The organism is Ruegeria sp. AL7, from assembly GCF_056536105.1.
In genome coordinates this window covers 2,429,612-2,448,591 of sequence record NZ_JBQFJF010000001.1, presented here as the reverse complement: position 1 = coordinate 2,448,591, position 18,980 = coordinate 2,429,612, and the positions used below count along the sequence as shown (strand labels likewise).

General features: G+C 58.1%; 22 protein-coding genes. 13 read left to right on the top strand and 9 right to left on the bottom strand.

Annotated elements, in window-relative coordinates; genetic code table 11:
- Positions 1-269 precede the first annotated feature (269 nt).
- Positions 270-1,136: a LysR family transcriptional regulator gene (locus ACR3E2_RS12390; RefSeq protein WP_480482693.1), complete on the bottom strand. Its 867-nt coding sequence runs from the start codon at positions 1,134-1,136 to the stop codon at positions 270-272.
- Positions 1,137-1,392: 256 nt separating this feature from the next.
- Between ACR3E2_RS12390 and ACR3E2_RS12385 the strand changes: the two genes are divergently transcribed.
- On the top strand, positions 1,393-1,641 hold the full coding sequence (locus ACR3E2_RS12385; protein ID WP_480482695.1) for an EF-hand domain-containing protein: 249 nt from the start codon (positions 1,393-1,395) through the stop codon (positions 1,639-1,641).
- Between the two features lie 150 nt (positions 1,642-1,791).
- On the top strand, positions 1,792-2,025 hold the full coding sequence (locus ACR3E2_RS12380; RefSeq protein WP_480482697.1) for a hypothetical protein: 234 nt from the start codon (positions 1,792-1,794) through the stop codon (positions 2,023-2,025).
- A 48-nt stretch (positions 2,026-2,073) separates the two neighbouring features.
- Here the strand turns inward: ACR3E2_RS12380 and ACR3E2_RS12375 are convergent, their stop codons facing one another.
- The 4 genes from ACR3E2_RS12375 to ACR3E2_RS12360 are packed head-to-tail and all read right to left on the bottom strand — an operon-like array spanning position 2,074 to position 4,800.
- Positions 2,074-3,108, bottom strand: a complete 1,035-nt coding sequence (locus tag ACR3E2_RS12375) for a succinylglutamate desuccinylase/aspartoacylase family protein (RefSeq protein WP_480482699.1) — start codon at positions 3,106-3,108, stop codon at positions 2,074-2,076.
- Positions 3,109-3,113: 5 nt separating this feature from the next.
- On the bottom strand, positions 3,114-4,019 hold the full coding sequence (gene rimK, locus ACR3E2_RS12370) for a 30S ribosomal protein S6--L-glutamate ligase (RefSeq protein WP_480482701.1): 906 nt from the start codon (positions 4,017-4,019) through the stop codon (positions 3,114-3,116).
- Positions 4,019-4,516, bottom strand: coding sequence for an ATP-dependent zinc protease family protein (locus ACR3E2_RS12365; protein ID WP_480482702.1), 498 nt, complete (start codon positions 4,514-4,516; stop codon positions 4,019-4,021). The genes rimK and ACR3E2_RS12365 overlap by 1 nt, the downstream gene beginning before the upstream one ends.
- Before the next feature lie 5 nt (positions 4,517-4,521).
- The gene (locus ACR3E2_RS12360; RefSeq protein WP_480482704.1) at positions 4,522-4,800 is read right to left on the bottom strand and encodes a hypothetical protein; all 279 of its coding nucleotides are present in this window, start codon (positions 4,798-4,800) and stop codon (positions 4,522-4,524) included.
- Between the two features lie 97 nt (positions 4,801-4,897).
- Between ACR3E2_RS12360 and mgtE the strand changes: the two genes are divergently transcribed.
- Both mgtE and ACR3E2_RS12350 read left to right on the top strand, forming a co-directional pair.
- A complete protein-coding gene (mgtE, locus tag ACR3E2_RS12355; RefSeq protein ID WP_480482706.1) occupies positions 4,898-6,262 on the top strand; it encodes a magnesium transporter in 1,365 nt (454 codons plus the stop codon).
- Between the two features lie 56 nt (positions 6,263-6,318).
- Positions 6,319-6,768 (top strand): CBS domain-containing protein, encoded by a 450-nt coding sequence (locus ACR3E2_RS12350; protein ID WP_480482708.1) that lies wholly within the window; start codon positions 6,319-6,321, stop codon positions 6,766-6,768.
- A gap of 40 nt (positions 6,769-6,808) precedes the next feature.
- On the opposite strand, the gene ACR3E2_RS12345 is transcribed toward ACR3E2_RS12350, so the two are convergent.
- Positions 6,809-7,114: a YybH family protein gene (locus tag ACR3E2_RS12345; RefSeq protein WP_480492771.1), complete on the bottom strand. Its 306-nt coding sequence runs from the start codon at positions 7,112-7,114 to the stop codon at positions 6,809-6,811.
- Between the two features lie 216 nt (positions 7,115-7,330).
- On the opposite strand from ACR3E2_RS12345, the gene arfB reads away from it, so the two are divergent.
- The 6 genes from arfB to smpB all read left to right on the top strand — a co-directional run bounded on the left by arfB (position 7,331) and on the right by smpB (position 11,461).
- Positions 7,331-7,750, top strand: coding sequence for an alternative ribosome rescue aminoacyl-tRNA hydrolase ArfB (gene arfB / locus ACR3E2_RS12340; RefSeq protein WP_209505170.1), 420 nt, complete (start codon positions 7,331-7,333; stop codon positions 7,748-7,750).
- 60 nt (positions 7,751-7,810) lie between these two features.
- Positions 7,811-8,557, top strand: coding sequence for an SDR family oxidoreductase (locus tag ACR3E2_RS12335; RefSeq protein WP_480482712.1), 747 nt, complete (start codon positions 7,811-7,813; stop codon positions 8,555-8,557).
- A gap of 82 nt (positions 8,558-8,639) precedes the next feature.
- On the top strand, positions 8,640-9,656 hold the full coding sequence (locus ACR3E2_RS12330) for a P1 family peptidase (RefSeq protein ID WP_480482714.1): 1,017 nt from the start codon (positions 8,640-8,642) through the stop codon (positions 9,654-9,656).
- A 113-nt stretch (positions 9,657-9,769) separates the two neighbouring features.
- Entirely contained in the window at positions 9,770-10,183 is a 414-nt protein-coding gene (locus ACR3E2_RS12325; protein ID WP_480482716.1) for a c-type cytochrome, read from the top strand.
- Positions 10,184-10,383: 200 nt separating this feature from the next.
- Positions 10,384-10,926 carry an isopentenyl-diphosphate Delta-isomerase gene (idi, locus tag ACR3E2_RS12320; protein ID WP_209505166.1) on the top strand — a complete coding sequence of 181 codons (543 nt, stop codon included), beginning with the start codon at positions 10,384-10,386 and terminating at the stop codon, positions 10,924-10,926.
- Positions 10,927-10,984: 58 nt separating this feature from the next.
- Positions 10,985-11,461: an SsrA-binding protein SmpB gene (gene smpB, locus ACR3E2_RS12315; protein ID WP_480482719.1), complete on the top strand. Its 477-nt coding sequence runs from the start codon at positions 10,985-10,987 to the stop codon at positions 11,459-11,461.
- Here smpB and glpK read toward each other — a convergent pair.
- The 3 genes from glpK to panB all read right to left on the bottom strand — a co-directional run bounded on the left by glpK (position 11,458) and on the right by panB (position 14,692).
- Complete coding sequence (glpK, locus tag ACR3E2_RS12310; RefSeq protein ID WP_480482721.1) at positions 11,458-12,936, bottom strand: glycerol kinase GlpK; 1,479 nt, start codon at positions 12,934-12,936, stop codon at positions 11,458-11,460. The two genes, smpB and glpK, sit on opposite strands and share 4 nt — an antisense overlap.
- 68 nt (positions 12,937-13,004) lie before the next feature.
- Positions 13,005-13,856: a pantoate--beta-alanine ligase gene (panC, locus tag ACR3E2_RS12305; RefSeq protein WP_480482723.1), complete on the bottom strand. Its 852-nt coding sequence runs from the start codon at positions 13,854-13,856 to the stop codon at positions 13,005-13,007.
- Positions 13,853-14,692, bottom strand: a complete 840-nt coding sequence (panB, locus tag ACR3E2_RS12300) for a 3-methyl-2-oxobutanoate hydroxymethyltransferase (protein WP_267365865.1) — start codon at positions 14,690-14,692, stop codon at positions 13,853-13,855. The genes panC and panB overlap by 4 nt, the downstream gene beginning before the upstream one ends.
- A gap of 168 nt (positions 14,693-14,860) precedes the next feature.
- On the opposite strand from panB, the gene ACR3E2_RS12295 reads away from it, so the two are divergent.
- The 3 genes from ACR3E2_RS12295 to ACR3E2_RS12285 all read left to right on the top strand — a co-directional run bounded on the left by ACR3E2_RS12295 (position 14,861) and on the right by ACR3E2_RS12285 (position 18,975).
- Entirely contained in the window at positions 14,861-16,348 is a 1,488-nt protein-coding gene (locus tag ACR3E2_RS12295) for an ABC transporter substrate-binding protein (RefSeq protein ID WP_480482725.1), read from the top strand.
- Between the two features lie 65 nt (positions 16,349-16,413).
- The gene (locus ACR3E2_RS12290) at positions 16,414-17,475 is read left to right on the top strand and encodes a ligand-gated ion channel (RefSeq protein WP_480492766.1); all 1,062 of its coding nucleotides are present in this window, start codon (positions 16,414-16,416) and stop codon (positions 17,473-17,475) included.
- Positions 17,476-17,724: 249 nt separating this feature from the next.
- Positions 17,725-18,975 carry a sarcosine oxidase subunit beta family protein gene (locus tag ACR3E2_RS12285; RefSeq protein WP_480482729.1) on the top strand — a complete coding sequence of 417 codons (1,251 nt, stop codon included), beginning with the start codon at positions 17,725-17,727 and terminating at the stop codon, positions 18,973-18,975.
- The last annotated feature ends 5 nt before the right edge of the window (positions 18,976-18,980 follow it).

The following is an 18,980-nucleotide window of genomic DNA, read 5'->3' as shown; positions in this document are numbered from 1 at the left end:
TGATCCAGTGTCAAGAAAGAGATTGGAGAGAGGTGTCGGAACAACCGGGGGGATCGCCCGTTAGGGCAGCCCTTGGCGGAGCGCTCGCTCCGGCTGGTCGATTGATCTAACCGACCCGACCTCCTGAACTTTCGAAGGGCCGTCCCGCTGGGGCGGCCCTTTTTGTTCCCTTCACCTTCTGGGGGTGTTCAAAACTTACCATGCGCGGAGGCTGGCTGCGTTTGACGCAGCATAAAGCTTGGTCGCGGCAACGGCGTGAATACGTGTCGTCAAAGCTTCGGTGTCTGGCCGCGTGCACTTGATGTCTGGCAAAGCTGCCGCGCGGCCTGACCCGGATATCCTTCTTCCTCGCTTTCATCGAACACGACATAGGCGGCATAAGCGAATCTGGGTGCCGTTTCGATCAACTTGAGCCAGCCTTTGCGAAGTTCCGGTTCGACAACGCGCCGTGGGAAATATCCGGCCGAGGGAACCGACCGAAGATATTGCAGGCCGAGGGTGCCAATGCCCAGCTGAAGGCGCGGTGCATCAAGTTCCGGAAAGTTCAACATATGATCGGCGCGAAACTCCGGGCCCCAGTCTATCAGGACATAAGCGTCGCCCAGATCAGCGGGCAGGGCTTCCGGGCCGCTGCTGACAAGAACAAACTCGTCCTCGAAAAGCTGGAGCGCGGACAAGCCCGGCGCGTTTCGCGGCCGGTACATGATGGCAAGATCCAGGCTGCCTTCCTCGATTTCGCGCGTGAGTGTTTCCGACGAGGCCGCTGTCGCGCGGATGGCGACGTCAGGGAGTGCCGCCATCAACTCGGGCAGGGCGTTGATTAGATAGCCGTCCCAAAGGCTTGGTGTTGCGCCGATTTCCAAGGCGGCTGCCATCGAAGCAGGCAGACCGGCATCCAGCTTGGCCTGGGTCCACGTTCGCACCAGAACCTGCGCATGTTTGAGGAAATGCCGCCCGGCAATGGTCAGGGTCGCACCGGACTTGCTGCGTTCAAACACGGGCTGTCCAAGCTGTTGTTCGAGCGTTCGGATCCGCATGCTGACGGTCGATTGCGTAACATGGACCTTGTCCGCTGCGTCAAGAAAAGTACCGGTTTCAACGACCGCAAGGAAGGTTCGGGCGAGCTCAATGTCCATCGTTCACCTATTTGAATATTCGATATTATGGGTGATATAAATTCGTTATTCAACGCTATGCGGATGTGCGATATATGCTGCGTAGCGCGAAAGTGCCCCCACCGGATCGGACCGCCAATCAACAGTTTTCATCGTATAGTGGACAACCCGATCTGCGGAACAGGTGTAATCTGTCTACCGTAGATAAGCCTCCGACACCCAAGCGCTGCACCAACCCCTCAATGGGTAAACCGCCCATTCCCTGATGGAGAACAAAATGAGTCGAGTTTCTGTTGTTGCTCTGCTCGCGTCATTCCTTGCCCTTCCGGCCGCTGCCTTGCCGGTAGGACTGGACACGGACGGTGATGGTCTGGCTTCGCTGACCGAGCTACAGACAAAGTATCCCGATATTACCAGTGAGAGCTTTGCTGAAATTGACACGGATGCCGATGGTTTCGTCAATGACGAAGAAATGGTCGCCGCGGTCGAGGCAAAGTTGCTTCCTGAACCCAAAGGTGACGAATAAGCCAGGGTTGCCAAGAACATGAGAAACCCCTCTCCGCCTTACAGGTGGATGCTTGCCGGGATGGGTATCTGGTTAGTGCTATCCCCATTTGTACTGTTCAGCCAGAAAACCCTAGCTCACGGTTCGTCTGACCGTGAGTCGCTCGCCTTCATGACGATCGGTATTGGTGTGTTGGTCATGTCAGGCGCTAGCGGCCGGGGCCACCTTCTCGCACGGGTGGCTCCGGTATTGGCGGTCGGGGCATTGCTGATCGCCGCGCCCGAGGTACTGCATTTTACCGGTCATGGTGTGGCAGTGGCAAATGCTTGGCTCACGGGATCTGCGCTGATCGCGCTCGCCGCTTGGGAGGCGCTGGCGAACAACAGATTGCGTGCGATCCTGTAGGCTGGCGCGGGGCAGGCAACTGCCCCGCGTTTCTTTTGGCTCCGGCGTCTAAATGATCTCGTCTTCATCGAACATCGGATCGCCTTCAAGCTGGCTGGCAATCGTATCGACCCGCATTTCGACATCCGAGCCGGTCGTTTCCGCAATATGAAACAACGCGTCACCTTCATGAACGACAGGCAGATTAGTGCGCCCCACGATGATACCCGTGGTTTCGCAGATGATATCGGTCCTGAGTTCTCCGAACGGGTCGGAAATGCGTCCAAGCAGGTCACCGGAAGCCACATATTCTCCGGTCGCTTTGAAAGTCCGCAACAGGCCACCGGCGGGCGCGCGCATCCACGAGCTTGACCGGACATGGACAGGCTTTTCGCGCACAGCGGCGATGCCACGCTTGGCAACCATGCCCTTTGCGTTCATCACCCGAAGGATGCCAGCAACCCCCGCCCGTGCAGACAGTTCGTCGAAACGCAGACCCTCACCGCCCTCGAACAGCAGGATATCCACACCACGCTCTTGCGCGGCCTTGCGCAGCGACCCGTCGCGCAGCTTTGAGATCATCACCACGGGCGCACCGAAGGCATCCGCGTATTTGAGGGTGACATCCGAAGCCGGAGAGACGCGGATCTGCGGCAGATTGGTGCGGTGAATCGCGGCAGAATGAAGATCGATCCCCAGGTCCGACCGCTCGACGATCTCGGTCATGAAAAGATGCGCCAGACGACCGGCCAGCGATCCCCCCTCACTGCCGGGGAAGGAACGGTTCAGGTCGCGCCTGTCGGGAAGGTACCGGGAATGTGTCATGAAACCAAAGGCATTCACGATCGGTATGACCAGCAAGGTACCCGCAAGCTTGTCAAGCTGTGGCGCCCGAAGCAGTCGCCGCGCGATTTCCACGCCGATCACCTCATCACCGTGAACGGCGGCACTGACGAACAGGACCGGTCCGGGGCGGCGGCCGTGAACCACGTGTACTGACATGCTCACCGGTGTATGATCCGACAGCACGCTAACCGGCAAATCCAGAGTGGTTCGTGTACCGGGCGGTACGCGAAAACCTCCGATTTCAAAGGGACCGCGCATTACCTCTACCCACGGCCTCGTGTCTTCGTGTTGCCTTTGGCTGCATTCTTTTCGAGAAACTCGATGATTTTGCCCGCGACATCAATGCCGGTGGCCTTTTCAACCCCTTCAAGCCCGGGTGAGGAGTTCACTTCCATCACCACGGCACCGTGATTGGCGCGCAGCATATCGACACCACACACATTAAGACCCATGGCTTTGGCCGCACGCACGGCTGTCGAGCGTTCCTCGGGTGAGATTTTGATAGGCTTGGCGCTGCCACCGCGATGCAGATTTGATCTGAACTCGCCCTCGGCCCCTTTTCGCTGCATCGCCGCAATCACTTTTCCACCAACCACAAGCGCACGAATATCCGTGCCGCCTGCTTCCTTGATGAACTCCTGTACCATGATGTTGACCTTGGCGCCGCGAAACGCCTCGACCACGGATTTTGCCGACCGGTTTGAATCCGCAAGCACCACGCCGATGCCCTGCGTGCCCTCCAGCAGCTTGACCACCAGCGGAGCGTCCCCCGCCAGTTTGAGAACTTCGTCGGTCTGTTTCGGGTCATGCGCGAAGGTGGTGACCGGCAATCCGATCCCGTCACGCGCCATCAGCTGCATGGATCGCAACTTGTCACGGGATCTGCCAATCGCAACCGACTCGTTGAGCGGAAAGACACCCATGATCTCGAACTGCCGCAAAACGGCCAGCCCATAGAATGTGACCGAAGCGCCGATCCGCGGGATCACAGCGTCATAGCGCCCTAACTTCTTACCATCGTAATAAACCTCGGGTCGGCGCGACGCGATATTCATGTAACAGCGCAGCGTGTTCACAATATCCAGCTGGTGCCCGCGTTGTTCTGCAGCCTCTTTCAGACGCTGGTGGGAATACAGGTTTGGGTTCCGGGCAAGCATGACAAATTTCATTAGCGTCGTCCCTCTGCGTCCTTGGATCTTGTCTTGCTCTTCATCTTTTCCGGGTCTTTTCTTGCATCCAAAAGATATGAATGACCGGGATCGACAAGGATCCCGCGCCTTCGAATGGCGGTACGGCCAAGGATCAGATCAAACTCCATCTTCGCACGGTTGGCCAGCGAAACGTCGATCAGCCAGCGATGTCGCCCAAGCAAAAGCTGTGTTCTGACAATCAACCGCCGTTCCGGAATGCCGCCTGTGTTCTTGATTTCCCGCTCGTCTACAACTCGGGTGCGCACCCGGCCCGATGAACGGCGGTTATGGACCGGGATCATGAACTCGACCCATCGTTCGCCATCAACCTCGAACACGGTCTGGTCCACGGCATGCAGGGCTGCGGTTCTGGCGCCTGTGTCTATCTTTGCGGGAATATGCTCAATCCCGAACTCGGGCAGGCTGATCCGTTCGCGCCATCCTATGACTTCGGGGTATCCTGTTTTCTTAGCCATGGCGACTAAGCCACGCAGTCATCATTGGCGCGCCGGTAATTCACAAACGAATTCGCGCTCATCACAACGTAAAAACTATCCATATCGATTAACACATACCCAAGTTCAAAAAGTGCGATCGACAGGGCGCGGATATCTGCTTCATACAAACGCCTGCGCCCGGCGATCCGACGCACCAACTTGTCCGGAATGCGATACCGTCCGCTGGCCTTGCCGCCAAACTCCTGATCGTACAAGACGGCCAGACGCTCGGCTGCGGCGGATATCCAGTCATTTTCCTGCATGCGCCTTCTTACAAATCAAAAATTTTTTTGTCTATAGGCAAAAAATTTCTGCTATATCGGCGTAAGTTAAGAATCTTGTACCCCCACAGGTCGGCGGATGAGCGATACGGACTCCTTACCAAAGGAAACAGGGACGCAGCTTCAGCTGGCGTTGGAAAATCGCGACGGGGCGGCGCTGGCAAACCTGCTTGATCCGCTTTCGCTCAGCGATGCCTTGCGGGAATTGCTCAACCTGCCCGTTGACCAGCGAAGCGCCGCGCTCTCGTTGCTGCCACCGGAACGTGCGGCCGAACTGGTCGAAGAAGCGCCAAACGCGCTGGCGGTCGATCTTGTTGAACGCTTGGTATCCGAACAGGCCGCCGAGATCATCCTTGAGCTGGATTCCGACATTCAGGCGGATTTGATCGGTGAACTAGAAGACGCCGATGCAGAAGCGATCCTTGCCCGGATGGACCCGGAAGATGCGGCGGATGTCCGGCGGCTGGTTGAATATGACGACGATGTCGCCGGTGGTCTGATGGTGGCCGAAGCCTTTACCTTTTCCGATGGCGATACAGTCGGAAAGGTTCTGCGGCGTTTCGCTCATGAAGAATACGATCTGGAACGTTACCGTGGCCAGCACCCCTACGTTTTGAATTCCGATGGCGTGCCTGTCGGAGTGCTGTCCTTACGCAGCCTGCTGTCCACACGGCGAAGCATCAAACTCACCGATATCATGGTGCCCCCTATCACGGTTCCGGCCGGCATGCCACTGGAAGAACTGGAGGACCTTTTCGATGAGCACCCTTTTCTTGGGTTGCCGGTTGTCGAAACGGACGGGAACCTTGTGGGTGTCGTTTCCCGTTCTGCCGTGGATGAGGCCCTGCTAGAGCGCGCGGAATCCGCAAGCCTGAAACGTCAGGGTGTCTTTGGGGACGAACTGCGATCGATGCCCTTGCCGCTCAGGGCGCGGCGTCGGCTTCAATGGCTGTCGGCCAACATCGTGCTCAACGTGGCCGCGGCCAGCGTGATTGCCGCCTATGAACAGACCCTTGCCGCCGTGATCGCACTGGCTGTGTTCCTGCCGATGGTCTCGGATATGAGCGGTTGTTCCGGCAATCAGGCCGTTGCTGTCAGCATGCGCGAGCTTTCGCTTGGTCTGGTTCGGCCCATTGATGCTATGCGGGTCTGGTTAAAAGAGGTCTCGGTCGGCATCATCAACGGCTGTGTCCTTGGCCTGCTAATCGGACTCGTTGCCTGGATGTGGAAAGGAAACCCGTTTCTGGGTTTGGTGATTGGCGGCGCGCTGGGCCTGAACACGATCATCGCGGTATCGATCGGTGGCGTTCTGCCGTTGTTGTTAAAGCGCATTGGTCAGGACCCGGCGGTCGCCAGTGGCCCTTTGCTGACAACGATCACGGATATGGCAGGGTTTTTCTTGGTCCTGAGCCTTGCAACAGCGATGATGCCGCTCCTGAATTAGTGTTTTTCATGCGCCCTGATCAACACAGGGGTCGGGCGCTCAACCACGAGGAAGAGATGACGATCTCAAGCATTGTCAAAACGCAGAACCTTAAAAAGCCGCCATTTTGCGACACTGACACAACGGTGTTCGACGCGGCCGTCACCATTGCGTTGCTGGATGTGAACGCGCTGGCGGTTCTCAGCGAAGGGAAGCTGGTCGGGATAATCACGGATCATGACGTGCTGCTGTGCCTGGCGGATTCCGGCTCAGCTTTCTACAAGCAGACAGTGGGTGACTGGATGACGGAAAAACCTGTCACCTGCGCGCTGGGCTCGAAGTTGTCCAATGGTCTTAATCTGATGGCCAAACACAAAATCCGAAACCTTGTCGTAACTCAGAATGGAAAAGCAATTGCCGTTGTGAGCAGTAAAGAAATCCTGGCACGGGTGCATGAGGAAGACGAGCTGGAGCTGAAGGTGTTGCGTGATATCGCCCGCGGGGCTCAGGGCCAGTCAATCGCCTGACACCGCGGTTCCATGTCTGCTCGCTCTCCACTCAGGACCGCTAAGGAAGGTCACTGTTGGAAATGTAAATGCTGACTTTCCAGGTGCCATCCGTCTGGCGTTTCAGGACGTTCACAAACTTCCCTTTTTCCGGCGGATCAGAGTCAGCAAATGCAAAGGATCCGACCTGATAGGCGGTATCACTATCGACACCGAAATCGATCAACTCATTTGTATGTGTTCCGCCGATGTTTTCCTTCATTCTTTCCTTATAGGCTTCGATGAACGCTTCGCGCCCGCGCAGCAGGGGCTCGCCGGGCGCCAACAACATGACGTCTTCGGTAAAGAACGCAGCTGACGCGAACAAACGTCCCGGCCACCGCCAGGATTCTGAATTGCGCGACCTGCCAAAGCAGGCTTGATCGCACATATGCACTGCGTTAGGCACCGAGGATGAGGAGACTTGCTGAAATGCTGTGCCGCAATGGCTTACGCCCGCCCGCATGTTGCGGGTATCCGACGGCACGGGTCGGGATCGCGACTCTTCTTTTTCATTCGCCCAAGTCACCAAGCTGACACTGCCATGCTGCACATCACCGATGATATCGCGCTGCAAGACTGGGAAATGACCGAAAGCTTTGTACGGTCGTCCGGTCCCGGAGGGCAGAATGTCAACAAGGTGTCGACCGCAGTCGAGCTGCGCTTCGAAGCTGCACGCTCGCCGTCCTTGCCCGATCCGGTCAAGGCCCGGTTAAAGCGACTGGCCGGGCGACGCTGGACCAAAGACGGCGCAATCATCATTCAATGTGAGGAAACACGCTCGCAGGCCCGCAACCGTGAAATCGCGCGCGCAAGGCTGGCAGAACTGATCTCCCGCGCGCTGGTCAAACCTAAACGGCGGATCGCAACGAAACCGACCTATGGCTCGGTCAAGCGTCGGCTTGCCGCGAAAAAGGCGCGTGGCGACGTCAAGGCGCTGCGGGGCAAGGTGTCTGAAGATTGATCTGGCATCTTGCCGGGGCGTTGATAGTCTGGCCCGCAAAGGCTGCAAAAGGGTAACGTCATGAGGCTGGAGGGAAAAACCGCAATCGTCACCGGCGGCGCATCCGGGTTCGGTGCGGGGATCGTGCAGAAATTCCAAGCCGAAGGCGCACGCGTCATGATTGCGGATATCAACGGTGACGCAGCCGCTGAGATGGCGGCGCAACTTGGGGCCGGGGCATTGGCGCATCAGGTCGACGTCGGCGACGGGGCTTCGGTTCAAGTGATGGCGGACACGGCACTTGCCGCCTTTGGGGCGCTCGATATTCTGGTAAACAATGCAGGTGTCACCCACTTGCCAACCCCTCTGGAAAACGTCACCGAGGATGATTTCGACCGGGTCTTCAACGTGAACATGAAGTCCGTCTATCTGACCGCCCGGGCATTTGTTCCCCATATGAAGGCGCGCGGCGCGGGCGCAATTCTGAACGTGGCCTCGACAGCGGGCCTGTCACCGCGCCCGAATCTGAACTGGTACAACGCGTCCAAAGGGTGGATGATCACGGCAACCAAAACTATGGCGGTCGAACTGGCCCCAACCGGCATTCGCGTGAACGCGATCTGTCCAGTCGCGGGTGAAACACCGCTGTTGAAATCTTTCATGGGCGAAGACACGCCCGAGATTCGCGCCAAGTTCCTGGCGACCATCCCATTGGGACGGTTTTCAACACCCGAAGACATGGCCAACGCCGCCTGTTTCCTGTGTTCGGACGAGGCCAGCATGATCACCGGCACCGCGCTCGAGGTTGATGGCGGCCGATGTATCTGATCCGCTCTTCATCTGGCCAAAAATATCCCCGCCGGAGGCAGCGCGCGCCCGCGCGCTTCCCCGCACCAATCCCGAGTTCAAGATGATCCCTGGACCAAGAAACCTGATTACCGATGTCCCCGGCCTGAAGGTTGGAAACGCACAGGACGACGCTCTGAAGTCCGGGACCACGGTTCTCACGGCAGATAAACCGTTTGTAGCGTCGGTCCATGTGATGGGCGGGGCACCGGGTACGCGCGAAACCGATCTGCTTGCGCCTGATAAAACCGTCACAGGGGTGGACGCGCTGGTTCTGTCCGGCGGATCGGCATTTGGACTGGACGCCTGCTCGGGTGTTTCAGATGCGATGCGGGCCGAAGGGCGCGGATTTCCCGTCGGGTCCGCGAAGGTTCCGATCATTCCCGGCGCGATCCTGTTTGATCTGCTCAATGGCGGTGCAAAGGATTGGGCGGAAAACCCCTATCGTGCGCTGGGGCGAGCCGCTTATCTGGCCGCTTCAAAAGATTTTGATTTGGGGTCCGTCGGGGCGGGCACCGGGGCGTTGGCCGCAATGCAGAAGGGCGGGCTTGGCTCTGCTTCGTCCATTCTGCCTGATGGGGTCACGGTCGGGGCCCTCGTTGCGACGAACCCGCTGGGCAGTGTCACAACACCGGGTGACCGGCACTTTTGGGCGGCACCCTTTGAACAAGGTGCAGAATTTGGCGGGCTGGGCCCCGATATGTCGCCGGATCAAAGCCGGATCCGCCCCAGCCGCAAAGCGATGGCCATGAGTCCAGCGCAACCCGAACAGACAAACACGACCATCGCCATCGTTGCCACGGATGCCGCATTGACCAAACCACAATGCCAAAGATTGGCCGTTGCCGCCCACGACGGAATTGCCCGGGCGATCCTTCCCGCACACACACCCGGCGACGGTGATCTGGTTTTTGGCATCAGTACCGGCGCCCGCCCCATCGCATCCGAGGCCGATCTCGCTCTGATCGGGCACGCGGCTTCGCTGTGCCTGTCCCGCGCCATCGCGCGGGCGGTTTATCTGGCGACCCCGGCGGAAGGAGACCTGTTGCCCTGCTGGACCGCTGTACATGACTTAAGTTAAGGACACACCATGTGTCGCAGTGGCACTGTAGATGCGCGCGGCAATCCGCGCGTTGACACTTTTATGCGCCGGGGGTCCATTCGGTGCAGCCAATTTGTATCGGAGCACAAGCTATGAATCGTATCCTCACTATCGCAATCGCTGGCCTGCTGGCGCTGCCCGCCCATGCCGAAGGCGATGCCGAAGCCGGTGAGAAAGCTTTCAACAAATGCAAGTCCTGCCACATGATCGCTGACCCGGCCGGAGAAGTCATTGTCAAAGGCGGAAAAACCGGCCCCAACCTCTTTGGTGTCGCTGGCCGCACTGCCGGAACCTACGAAGACTTCAAATATGGCGACAGCATCGTTGCAGCCGGTGAGAAGGGTTTGGTCTGGGATGAGGCCTCCTTTGCGGAATACACGCAGGACCCTAAGGGCTTCCTGAAATCGTATCTGGACGACACCGCTGCCAAGTCGAAAATGACCTTCAAGTTGAAAAGCGGCGGTGAAGACGTCTACGCCTATATCGTCAGTGTATCAGGCGAATAAACGCTAATATTGTGCACCCATGCACAAGGACCAAAGGCCGCAGCCCCTGCGGCCTTTGGTGCGATTGATACCAGTGTAGAACAGCGCCACTTTGGTATCTGACGGCAAACCGCAGAGTGTGCCGCAACGCCAAGCCGACCCGGCAACAGCTAAACCCAACATCGGCGCCCGTCAGGCGGATTGGCAACAGGAGAGGACAGATGGGCATTATGATCCCGGCTTGGGTCAATGGTGAATTGACTCCGGTAGACAAACTTGAAGCTCACGAAAAGGGCCTCAAGCACAAGGCCGTGTCGGTGTTTGTCGTTAGGGGCACCGAGATTTTGTTGCAGCGTCGGGCGCTGGGCAAGTACCACACGCCCGGCCTGTGGGCGAACACTTGCTGTACACACCCCGACTGGGACGAAAGCTCGTCAACCTGCGCCGTGCGCCGTTTGAACGAAGAACTGGGGATCACAGGTCTTTATCCTGAATACCGTCACCGTTTGGAATACCACGCCGATGTTGGGAACGGCATGGTGGAAAACGAAGTGGTCGACGTTTTTCTGGCCCATGTGCGCGGACCGCTGAAAATCGCGCCTGATCCGGACGAAGTCATGGATATCCGCTGGATCGACTACCATGACCTGTTGGCCGAAGTGGCCCGCCACCCGGATCGGTTTACACCGTGGCTCAAGATCTACCTGCACAACCATGCGGACACGATTTTCGGCCCGGACCTGATCATTTCAGCTAAATCCTGAGGCACTCCGAAAATCCCTGCCTTGCAAGGGCGGCTCAAGCCGCCTAAATCAACGCGTCATGGCCAAGCAGAAGACAGACCCGAATTACAAGGTAATCGCCGAAAACCGGCGCGCCCGCTTCGATTACGCAATCGAAGAGGACATTGAATGTGGCATCATCCTGCAGGGGTCCGAGGTCAAATCCCTGCGCGCGGGCGGCTCGAACATCGCCGAAAGCTATGCCACGGTCGATGACGGAGAACTTTGGCTGGTCAACAGCTATATCGCGCCGTATGAGCAGGCCAAGATGTTCAAGCATGAAGAACGTCGCCGCCGGAAACTGCTGGTGTCCCGCAAGCAGATGTCGAACCTGTGGAACGCGACGCAGCGCAAGGGCATGACGCTGGTGCCGCTGGTTCTGTATTTCAACCACAGAGGACTGGCCAAGGTCAAAATCGGCATCGCCAAGGGTAAAAAAAACCACGACAAGCGCGAAACCCAGGCCAAGCGCGACTGGTCACGGCAAAAGCAGCGCTTGTTGAAAGATCACAGCTAGAACGCCATCGCCGCCTGAACCGCCCGTTGCCAGCGATCATAGGTCGCGTCGCGTTCGGCTTGCTCTTGCGTTGGCTCGAACCGGCGGTCCAGCGCCCATGTTTCGGCAAAACCGGCCTGATCCGGGTATATCCCGGCTTTCATACCCGCCAGCCATGCGGCGCCAAGGGCGGTCGTTTCCTGCATAACCGGGCGATCCACCGGGGCACCCAGACAATCTGAAAGACCCTGCATTGTCCAGTCAGATGCACTCATCCCGCCGTCGACGCGCAGGATGACATCCGCATCGGCCCCCCAGTCGCCCTGCATGGCGTGCCACAGGTCGCGGGTCTGAAAGGCGATGCTTTCCAGCGTGGCGCGGGCAATCTCGGCCCTGCCGGAATTGCGTGTCAGCCCGAACATCGCACCGCGGCAATCCGGCTTCCAGTAAGGCGCCCCAAGGCCCGTGAACGCCGGCACCAGAATCACATGCTGGTTCGGGTCGGCCTGCGCAGCCAGATCACCGCTTTGCGGGGCCGAATCGATGATCTGCAACGCGTCGCGCAGCCATTGCACGGCGGCCCCGGCGATAAAGATCGACCCTTCCAGCGCATAGGTGCGCTGACCATCCAATTGGTAAGCGATTGTCGTCAGCAGGCGGTTTTTCGATTCAACTGGCTGCGCACCCGTGTTCAGCAGCGCGAAACAGCCCGTGCCATAGGTGGATTTCATCATACCGGGCTGGAAACAGGCCTGTCCGATGGTGGCTGCCTGCTGATCGCCTGCCACACCCAGAATGGGGATGTTCCCGCCAAGCAAGGTGGTTGCGCCGAAATCCGAGGCGCAATCCTGCACGGTCGGCAACATTTGAACGGGTACATCCAGCAATTCGCAAATCTCAGCGCTCCAGGCGCCTTTGTGAATGTCGAACAGCAGGGTGCGGGCGGCGTTGGTGGCGTCAGTGGCATGGACACGACCTTCGGTCAGACGCCAGATCAGGAAACTGTCGATGGTGCCGAACAGCAACTCTCCGGCCTCTGCCCGCGCGCGTGCGCCTGAAACGGTGTCCAGCAGCCATTTGACCTTGGTGCCCGAGAAATAAGGGTCCAGCAGCAGACCGGTCTGGGCGGTGACGTCATCTTCACATCCGGCTTGCTTGTAGCGGGCGCAGATTTCGGCGGTACGGCGGTCCTGCCAGACAATCGCGTTATGGATGGCCTTGCCGGTCTGCTTGTCCCAGACCACGGTCGTTTCACGCTGGTTGGTGATACCAATACCCGTGATCTGGTCAGCCGAAACACCGGCGCTTTCCATCACCTCGCGGCACACATGCAAGACGCTGGACCAGATATCCTCGGGGTCGTGTTCAACCCAACCTTCTTGCGGGAAATGCTGGGGGAACTCCTGCTGAGCGGTGCCAACACGGTTCATCTGCCCGTCGAACAGGATCGCGCGCGAGGACGTAGTGCCCTGATCAATTGCCAGAATAAAGGTCATGTCCGCTCTCCCCGGTGTCATTTTGCGCGACTTTAGCGCAAACAACGGCGCCGGGGCCAGAGCAGAAATCAGACCGGATCGACGGGAATATTGTCGATCAGGCGGACGCCATCGGCCCAGGCCGTAACGAACAAGCGCGCGGGTTTGCTGGCATTGGGCAGGCTTTCCAGCGTCTCGGCGCAGCGCAGATCGATATATTCCACTTCGGTAAAACCAGCGTCCAGCAATGCGGCTTTTGCGTCTTGCGCCAGCGCCGCGAAATCCTTGCCAGCGGCAAGCTTATCTGCCACCCGCCGCATGATCTCGTTCATGCGGGACGCGACCTTTACACCCTCAGGCGACAAAAGCAGATTGCGCGACGACATTGCCAGCCCAGAAGGCTCGCGCACGGTTGGGCAGCCGACAACCTCGATGGGAATGTCCAGATCGCGGGCCATGCGGCGCACCACCAGCAGTTGCTGATAGTCTTTTTCCCCGAAGTAGGCTCGGTCCGCCTGCGTTTGCAGGAACAGTTTGGCCACTACAGTGGCCACGCCTTCGAAATGGCCGGGGCGAAACGGGCCTTCCATCATGTCGGTCAAACCGGTCACGGATACCGTGGTGGAAAAGCCGTCGGGATAGATTTCCTGAGGGTCCGGCACATAGATCGCATCCACGCCATAAGGGGCCAGCTTTTGGGCGTCTTCATGTTCCGTGCGGGGATAGTTCGCCAGGTCTTCGGGGTTGTTGAACTGCTTGGGGTTCACAAAGATCGTCACGATCACCCGGTCACAGTTCTCCTTGGCGGCCTGCGCCAGCGACAAATGCCCTTCGTGCAATGCGCCCATGGTCGGAACAACGCCGATAACGTCACCTGCGCGGTGCCATTCTGTCGTCTTGGTCCGCAGTTCCGCCAGCGAGCGCAGGATCGGCGCGGTCACGTCTTTGGTCCTTTCGCCGGAGCCTGATCAGCAAAGACATGTTCGTCCGCCGGAAATGTTCGCGCACGCACTTCGGCCGCGTAATCTGCGATGGCGGCTTCGGCCAACGGGCCAAGCTCGGCATAGCGTTTGACGAATTTGGGTTTGAAGGCGGTGAAAAAGCCAACCATGTCATCGACGACCAGAATCTGCCCGTCACAACCGGCTGACGCTCCGATTCCGATGGTGGGGATGGCAACCTGTTCGGTGATCCTGTCGGCCAGACCTTGCGGCACTTTCTCAAGCACCACGGAAAACGCACCGGCCTCGGCCACGGCGCGGGCATCTGCCATGACGGTTTCGGCCTGTTCGTCGCGCCCCTGCACCTTGTAGCCGCCCAGCGTGTTGATCGATTGCGGGGTCAGACCGATATGCGCCATCACCGGGATGCCGCGCTTGACCAGAAAGCGGATGGTTTCAGCCATCTCGACACCGCCTTCCAGCTTGACTGCCCCTGCACCGGTTTCCGCCATCAGCCGCGCCGCGTTGCGAAACGCTTGTGCCGGGCTTTCCTCATAGCTGCCAAACGGCATGTCGATGACCATCATCGCCGTGCTCAACCCGCGTGCGACGGCCTGACCGTGCAGGATCATCATCTCCATCGTGACACCAAGGGTGGATTCCAGCCCGTGCAAAACCATCCCGACGCTGTCCCCCACAAGAACAAAGTCACAATGCGTGTCCATCAGGCGCGCCATAGGCGTTGTGTATGCGGTCAGTGAGACCAGAGGCACGCCGCCTTTTCGGGCGCGAATATCTTCGGCGTTCGGGGCCTTTTTGCGGGCGGTGGCGCTCATGGTTGGCTCCTGCAGGGCTTATGTTGCAGTGCGGCATAGCAGATCGGCTGGGGCCAAAGAAACCCCGGTTGCGCGAACATTCCCTTGATTGACCTCAGGTTTAAAGGAACACTGCCGATAAAACGGCCCGGAAAACATGGGCGCAGATTTTCAGTTGGGAGAGTTCACATGACAAAACACGTGCTTCGGACATTCGCGTCGACCGTGGCGATCGGCGCCAGCCTGTTGGCGACGCAGGTTTTGGCCAAATCCGACATCACCATCGCCATGCAGCTGGAACCCCCGCATCTGGATCCGACCAGCGCCGCTGCTCAGGCCATCGATTCGGTTGTCTACACCAACATCTTCGAAGGTCTGACCCGTTTCATGGGCGACGGCTCGGTCGTGCCCGGCCTTGCGGAAAGCTGGGAGATTTCCGAAGACGGCAAAACTTATACCTTCAAACTGCGCGACGGCGTGACCTTCCATGACGGCACGACCATGGATGCCGAGGATGTTAAATTCACCCTTGACCGGGCCACGGCCGAGGACAGCGCCAACGCGCAGAAAGCTCTGTTTGCAGGGATCGAAAGCGTCGAAGCCGTGGATCCGCTGACAGTCAGGATCACCCTGGCCGATCCGAACGGCAATTTCCTGTTCAACCTTGCCTGGGGTGACGCGGTGATCGTCGCGCCTGAAAGCATCGAGAACATCAAGACAAACCCGGTTGGCACCGGCGCTTTTACCTTTGGCGACTGGGTTCAGGGCGACAGCATAACACTGAACCGCAACCCCAATTATTGGGGCGACCAACCGGCGTTAGAGACTGCGACGTTCAAATTCATCTCGGACCCGACCGCCGCATTTGCGGCCATGATGGCCGAAGATGTGGACGTGTTCGACAACTTCCCGGCACCGGAAAACCTGCCCCAGTTCGAGGCTGACCCGCGGTTTCAGGTTCTGGTTGGATCGACCGAGGGGGAAACGATCCTGTCCACCAACAACAAACAGCCGCCATTCGATGATATTCGGGTCCGGCAGGCGTTGGCCCATGCGATTGACCGGCAGGCCATCATCGACGGCGCCATGTTCGGGTACGGCACCCCTATCGGCACGCATTTTGCGCCACACAACCCCGCTTATGTCGATCTGACGGGCCAGTCCGCGTATGATCCCGAAAAGGCCAGGGCTTTGCTGGCAGAGGCGGGATTTGAAAACGGGTTCGAGACAACTCTGCACTTGCCACCGCCATCTTATGCGCGCCGGGGCGGTGAAATCATCGCCGCACAGCTGGCCGAGGTCGGCATCACGGCCGAGATCATCAACGTCGAATGGGCCCAGTGGCTGGAATCGGTGTTCAAGGGCAAGGAATTTGGTCTGACCATCGTCAGCCATACCGAACCGATGGATATCGGCATCTATGCGCGGCCCGACTATTACTTCCAGTATGACAGCATCGACTTTCAGACGCTGATGGAGACGCTGAACACCACCACCGACCCCGAGGAACGGACCCGTCTTCTGGGTGAGGCACAGCGCCTCATCTCGAACGATTATGTCAATGGGTACCTGTTCCAGCTGGCCAAGCTAGGCGTCGCCAAGGCCGGTGTTCAGGGCCTGTGGGAGAACGCACCGACTGCGGCAATCGACCTGACCGCCATTTCCTGGTCTGAATGACATCAGTTTGCTGGGCCTGCTTATCGGGCCCAGTTTCACCATTGCGAAATGCGTTTCTAACGATCATGAAAAGCTTGTTTGCAGGTTTCGTTCTTTTGCTTTTCGCGTCTGTCCTTCCAGGCGCTGTTTTTGCGCAGGGCTTGTTCCAAGGGCAGCAGGATACGCTGGTGGGAACCCCGGACAACCCGCTGAAAGTCGGGGTTGGTATCAAGATCGACCAGATTACCGGTGTCGATCAGCAATCCGAAAACTATGGTGCCGTGGTTGTACTGCGGTTCGAATGGACAGACCCGGAGCTGGCGTTTGATGCGGAAAGCCTTGGTCGTGATTTTCGGGTTTTTGAACCGCCCGCTTTCGTGAAATACGCCGCTGAGCTGGATGTGGTAACCCCGGCTTTTGTTATCCATAACCAACAGTCCAATCGATGGATTCATGAATCCGCAGTTGCCGTGCGTCATGATGGTCATGTGACTTTTGTCGAAAAATCCTCGCTGACCTTGCAGGCTCCGCATTTCAACTTTCGCAAATACCCGTTCGATACGCAGGAATTTCACTTCGAGGTCGTATCGGTGTTTCCTTCGCAATTCGTTCACTATCACTCGCTTGATGAATACTCCGGCCTGGGTGATATGCTGGGCGAAGAGGAATGGATACTTGGCAATGCCAGGGCTCTGACGTCAACGACGACCGGTTTGTCAGGAAACGAAAGCGACCGGGTCGAACTTGTCTTCGAAGGCACCCGGCACCTGACATATTACACCATCCGCATATTCCTGCCGATGCTGGTGCTGATCACGGTAGGATGGGCGCTTTTCTTTCTGGATGAATACCGAAAACGGATCGAGATCGCAGGCGGCAACCTGTTAGTCTTTGTGGCCTTCAACTGGGCCATTTCCGCTGACTTGCCCAAGCTTGGCTATCTGACGTTTCTGGATTTCATTCTGCAATGCATGTTCCTGATGACAGGAACGATTATCGTCTTCAGCGTGATGTTGCGTAAATTGAAAGTTTCCGGTCGGGAAGAGACGGCCAGAAAGCTCGACAATTACGCGATCAAATGGATTTACCCGTTGGGATATGCCGCCATCATCGGCTATGCCGTCGTTGTCTTTCTGATGACGTCTTAGGCGCTGAACCCCACAACTATGTGGTTCTGAAATCGCGTGTATAGCTTTGGCTACCGGCTGTTCTGACCCTTGTCGGCGCAGCAGGACGGCGTGGCGGACACCGCGCGCTGAAAGCAACAGTAAAAAAAAATCGCAAGATTAAGCATGCACCGCTGATTGTCGTGGTGTCTGATTCAACACAACAGATGTCGGATTCTAGAGTATCCAAATTCGGTTTTTTCGCGGATTCTGAAAAAAAAGGTCCGATTCATGCGATACTCTGGTTTCAAAGTCATCAAAGAGGCTCTTACCGGGCACAAAGGGTGGACACCGACCTGGCGCGAGCCGGAGCCCAAGCCACATTACGACATTGTGATCATCGGCGGTGGCGGTCATGGCCTTTCAACGGCGCATTACCTGTCAAAGGTATTTGGCCTCCGCAATGTGGCGGTGATTGAAAAAGGCTGGATCGGTGGCGGCAATGTCGGGCGCAATACAACCATTATCCGCTCGAATTATTTGCTGGACGGCAACGAACCTTTCTACGAGTTCTCGCTGAAACTGTGGGAAGGTCTTGAGCAGGACGTAAACTATAACGCGATGGTCAGCCAGCGCGGGATCATCAACCTGATCCACACAGACGCCCAGCGCGATGCCTTTACGCGACGGGGCAACGCCATGATCCTGAACGGCGCGGATGCCGAGCTGCTGGATGCCGAACAGGTGCGCAAGGAATACCCGTTCCTGAACTTCAACGATGCCCGGTTCCCGATCAAGGGCGGGCTGGCCCAGCGGCGCGGCGGCACAGTTCGGCACGACGCGGTGGCCTGGGGATATGCCCGTTCAGCAGACAGCCACGGTGTCGATATTATCCAAAACTGCGAAGTGACCGGTTTCCGGATCGAAAACGGAAAATGCCTGGGGGTTGAGACGTCGAAAGGGTTCATTGGCGCAGGCAAGGTTGGCTGTGCGGTGGCCGGAAATTCGGGGCGTGTCATGGGCATGGCGGGTATGCGGTTGCCAATCGAAAGCCACGTCCTGCAAGCTTTTGTGTCAGAAGGTCTGAAGCCGGTTCTGCCCGGGGTGATCACTTTTGGCGCGGGGCATTTCTATGTCAGCCAGTCCGACAAGGGCGGACTGGTCTTTGGTGGCGATATCGACGGGTACAATTCGTACGCACAACGCGGCAACCTGCCCGTGGTCGAAGATGTCTGCGAGGGCGGCATGGCCCTGATGCCGATGATCGGTCGCGCGCGCCTGCTGCGGATGTGGGGCGGGATCATGGATATGTCCATGGATGGATCGCCCATCATCGACCGGACCGGCATCGATGGCCTCTATTTCAACGGCGGCTGGTGTTACGGCGGGTTCAAGGCAACTCCGGCGTCGGGGTATTGCTTTGCGCATCTGCTGGCAAAGGATGAACCGCACCCGACCGCAACCGCCTACCGGTTCGACCGGTTCCGCACTGGTCGCATGATCGACGAAAAAGGTATGGGCAACCAGCCCAACCTGCACTGAGGGGA

Excerpts from the sequence above, each read along its gene's own strand:
- ACR3E2_RS12390 (WP_480482693.1), bottom strand. The coding sequence starts at position 1,136 with ATGGACATTGAGCTCGCCCGAACCTTCCTTGCGGTCGTTGAAACCGGT.
- ACR3E2_RS12385 (WP_480482695.1), top strand. The coding sequence starts at position 1,393 with ATGAGTCGAGTTTCTGTTGTTGCTCTGCTCGCGTCATTCCTTGCCCTT.
- ACR3E2_RS12380 (WP_480482697.1), top strand. The coding sequence starts at position 1,792 with ATGACGATCGGTATTGGTGTGTTGGTCATGTCAGGCGCTAGCGGCCGG.
- ACR3E2_RS12375 (WP_480482699.1), bottom strand. The coding sequence starts at position 3,108 with ATGCGCGGTCCCTTTGAAATCGGAGGTTTTCGCGTACCGCCCGGTACA.
- rimK (WP_480482701.1), bottom strand. The coding sequence starts at position 4,019 with ATGAAATTTGTCATGCTTGCCCGGAACCCAAACCTGTATTCCCACCAG.
- ACR3E2_RS12365 (WP_480482702.1), bottom strand. The coding sequence starts at position 4,516 with ATGGCTAAGAAAACAGGATACCCCGAAGTCATAGGATGGCGCGAACGG.
- ACR3E2_RS12360 (WP_480482704.1), bottom strand. The coding sequence starts at position 4,800 with ATGCAGGAAAATGACTGGATATCCGCCGCAGCCGAGCGTCTGGCCGTC.
- mgtE (WP_480482706.1), top strand. The coding sequence starts at position 4,898 with ATGAGCGATACGGACTCCTTACCAAAGGAAACAGGGACGCAGCTTCAG.
- ACR3E2_RS12350 (WP_480482708.1), top strand. The coding sequence starts at position 6,319 with ATGACGATCTCAAGCATTGTCAAAACGCAGAACCTTAAAAAGCCGCCA.
- arfB (WP_209505170.1), top strand. The coding sequence starts at position 7,331 with ATGCTGCACATCACCGATGATATCGCGCTGCAAGACTGGGAAATGACC.
- ACR3E2_RS12335 (WP_480482712.1), top strand. The coding sequence starts at position 7,811 with ATGAGGCTGGAGGGAAAAACCGCAATCGTCACCGGCGGCGCATCCGGG.
- ACR3E2_RS12330 (WP_480482714.1), top strand. The coding sequence starts at position 8,640 with ATGATCCCTGGACCAAGAAACCTGATTACCGATGTCCCCGGCCTGAAG.
- ACR3E2_RS12325 (WP_480482716.1), top strand. The coding sequence starts at position 9,770 with ATGAATCGTATCCTCACTATCGCAATCGCTGGCCTGCTGGCGCTGCCC.
- idi (WP_209505166.1), top strand. The coding sequence starts at position 10,384 with ATGGGCATTATGATCCCGGCTTGGGTCAATGGTGAATTGACTCCGGTA.
- smpB (WP_480482719.1), top strand. The coding sequence starts at position 10,985 with ATGGCCAAGCAGAAGACAGACCCGAATTACAAGGTAATCGCCGAAAAC.
- glpK (WP_480482721.1), bottom strand. The coding sequence starts at position 12,936 with ATGACCTTTATTCTGGCAATTGATCAGGGCACTACGTCCTCGCGCGCG.
- panB (WP_267365865.1), bottom strand. The coding sequence starts at position 14,692 with ATGAGCGCCACCGCCCGCAAAAAGGCCCCGAACGCCGAAGATATTCGC.
- ACR3E2_RS12295 (WP_480482725.1), top strand. The coding sequence starts at position 14,861 with ATGACAAAACACGTGCTTCGGACATTCGCGTCGACCGTGGCGATCGGC.
- ACR3E2_RS12290 (WP_480492766.1), top strand. The coding sequence starts at position 16,414 with ATGAAAAGCTTGTTTGCAGGTTTCGTTCTTTTGCTTTTCGCGTCTGTC.
- ACR3E2_RS12285 (WP_480482729.1), top strand. The coding sequence starts at position 17,725 with ATGCGATACTCTGGTTTCAAAGTCATCAAAGAGGCTCTTACCGGGCAC.